The sequence below is a fragment of the Sulfuricurvum sp. genome, assembly GCF_019163035.1.
Lineage (GTDB): Bacteria > Campylobacterota > Campylobacteria > Campylobacterales > Sulfurimonadaceae > Sulfuricurvum.
This window is the reverse complement of the sequence record NZ_JAFLKV010000106.1, coordinates 18,998-21,769: the sequence shown is the minus strand read 5'-3', so window position 1 is coordinate 21,769 and position 2,772 is coordinate 18,998. Positions and strand designations below refer to the sequence as shown.

General features: G+C 49.3%; 2 protein-coding genes. Both read left to right on the top strand.

Annotated features, from left to right (window positions below; genetic code table 11):
• A partial coding sequence (locus tag JZU62_RS07785) for a hydrogenase small subunit (RefSeq protein WP_295013539.1) occupies positions 1-1,856 on the top strand: 1,856 nt, incomplete at its 5' end.
• Positions 1,846-2,772 (top strand): nickel-dependent hydrogenase large subunit (locus JZU62_RS07780; protein WP_295013538.1); only part of this gene is annotated, 927 nt, incomplete at its 3' end. The genes JZU62_RS07785 and JZU62_RS07780, both read left to right, overlap by 11 nt.

The following is a 2,772-nucleotide window of genomic DNA, read 5'->3' as shown; positions in this document are numbered from 1 at the left end:
GTGTAAGTATCCGATTCGGCGATCAAATCGTCGATAAAGAGGTTGAGGGAAATGTGATAACAAAAGTCTTGACCAAGCAAGGCGAGATTGACAACCCGTTTATCATTTTCGGAGTCGGGATCGATCCCAATATCCCCTACGCTCGTGACGTGCTCGAATGCGATAAGGGTATTTTGGTTGATGAGAAGATGTGCACCTCCGATGAGAATATCTACTGCGTCGGCGAAGCGGCACAGCTTCGGCAGGGGGGATTTATCGCAGGACGGGTCAAAGAGTGCACGATCCAAGCCGATGTGGCTATCGCGAATCTCCTAGACGATGAGAGCAAAACATTTACCGAAGAGGTATCTATTGACGGGTTAAAAGTGGGATCATTTTTGTTCGCCGATGTCACTGCGACCGATTTTAACCCTAAAGATAGTGAGAATGAAACGATTTTAATCACTCATGGGGATCGTATCGATCAATATATCGTCAATAATGACAGACTGAAACGGTTTATCGGGATCAACACGAATATCGATCTCCTCGCTTTAAAACGGCTGATTGAGAACAACTCACCGATTGATGCGGCGTATCTCTATTCGAACCGTTTGATGTCCGAATACGGGAAACTTGTCTGTAGCTGTGAGGGGGTGCATGAGCTGGAGTTGGTCGAGATTATCAAAGAGAATGCGGTGACATCGTTCGCTGAACTCAAAGAACACTCCAAAGCGGGACGTACCTGCGGACGGTGCAAGCAGGATATTTGCGCGATTATCAGCGCAACTCCCGTCGATCCTGAGGAAGCGGCACGGCTCCGCCAAGAGCGGCTCGATGCGGCTGCTGCGGCGGAACTGGAAAAAGTGCGCGCACGGATCGAAAAATACAACCGACTTCATCCGAAAAATCAGCTGAGTGCCGAGAACTTCCATGAAGCGTTGGAATCGTTCGAGATGAGTCGCGAGTTTAACCATTGGGTCTCGATGATTACCGCATCGATGCATCTGCATCCGCAGTTTGAGGGGGTTGTGGAAGAGGGGGTAACGCAGCTTAACAAAATCCCGATCATTTGGCTGGAACTCTCCGACTGTACGGGTAACTCGGAGGCGTTTATCAAAACTTCTCATCCCAAAGTGGACGATCTGATCCTTAAATACATCTCACTCGATTATCATGAACTGTTGATGGCGGCTTCGGGGGATCAATCGGAGTCCGCTCTGGAGAGTATCCTCCATAATGACAGCGGGAAATACGTCTTGATCGTCGAGGGGGCGGTTCCGTTAGGTCTCGATGGCAAATTTTTACGGATAGGGCCAAAGGGTGAGACGGGGGTCGATTTATTGCGTCGTGTCGCCAAAAATGCCGCAGCGGTAATCGCGGTGGGTTCATGCGCCTATGATGGCGGTGTTGTCGCCGCCGCGCCTAATCCTACAGGTGCCGTTGGTGTGGCGGAAGCGTTAGATCGTAGCGATATTATCAACCTCCCCGGTTGTCCGACCAATCCGATTAATATCGTCGGAACGCTGTTGCAGTACATCATGTTTGATGAGTTTCCGAAACTCGATAGTAAAAACCGTCCCGAATGGGCGTACGGTTTCCGTGTCCATGATAACTGCGAACGCCGAGGGCATTACGATGCCGATGAGTTTGTCCGTGAATGGGGTGATGAGGGGGCGAAGAAGGGGTGGTGTCTTTTTGAGATGGGATGCAAAGGTCCTTATGCCGATCTAAACTGCTCACTCGTGAAATTCAACGAAGGGACGAGCTGGCCGGTACAAGCAGGGCACGGATGTTTCGCCTGCGGTCAGGGGAAAATCGCGTTTGACAGCTATGCTAATAATCGTAAATTACCGGAGGGTGAAAATGAGCACTAAAAAAATTATTATTGACCCGATTACACGAATCGAGGGGCATTTGCGGATTGAAGTTGAAATAGATGAGAATAATGTTGTCACCGAAGCATGGGCTTCGGGTCAGCTGTTTCGGGGGATAGAGACAATTTTAAAAGGGCGTGATCCTCGCGATTCGGGGTTGATCGCTCAGCGTATCTGCGGGGTGTGTACCAATGTCCATTATCGTGCTTCGATTAGTGCCGTGGAAGCGGCGTACAAGATTGAGATCCCTCACAATGCTGAGATTATCCGCAACCTCGTCACCCTCTCGTTGTTCGTTCAAGATCATATCGTCCACTATTATCACCTCCATTCACTCGATTTTGTGGACATTACCGGTGCGCTCAGTGCCGATTGTACGAAAGCCGCCAAAGATGCAGCGTCTTGGTGCGAACACCCCTATCGTAACTCTGACGGTCATCTTGAGGCAGTTAAAGAAAAATTGGAGAGTTTTGTCAAAGCAGGGCGGTTGGGACTCTTTGCCAACGGCTACTGGGGGCACGCATCATATCGTCTCAGCCATGAGGAGAATTTGGTACATATGAACCATTATCTTGAAGCCTTACGGATACAGCGAGAACTCTCTAAAGCAGTGGCAATTTTCGCAGGTAAAACCCCCCATCCTCAAAATCTCGTCGTCGGAGGGGTGACAAGCGTTGCCGATATGCTCAACCCTCAACGCTTAAATGACTTTTTGTTTATCATCAAAGAGACGAGAGATTTTATCGAGCGTGCCTATATCCCCGATATGGTGATGCTCGTCAATGCCTATCGTGACTCTATCAAATCAGGTGAGGGTCGAGCGGTCGGGAATTTCATGTGCTGCGGTGGATACCGATTTGGTAAAGATCAGCAGCTATTTTCAAGCGGCGTTATCAAAGGACATGATTTTGAGAGT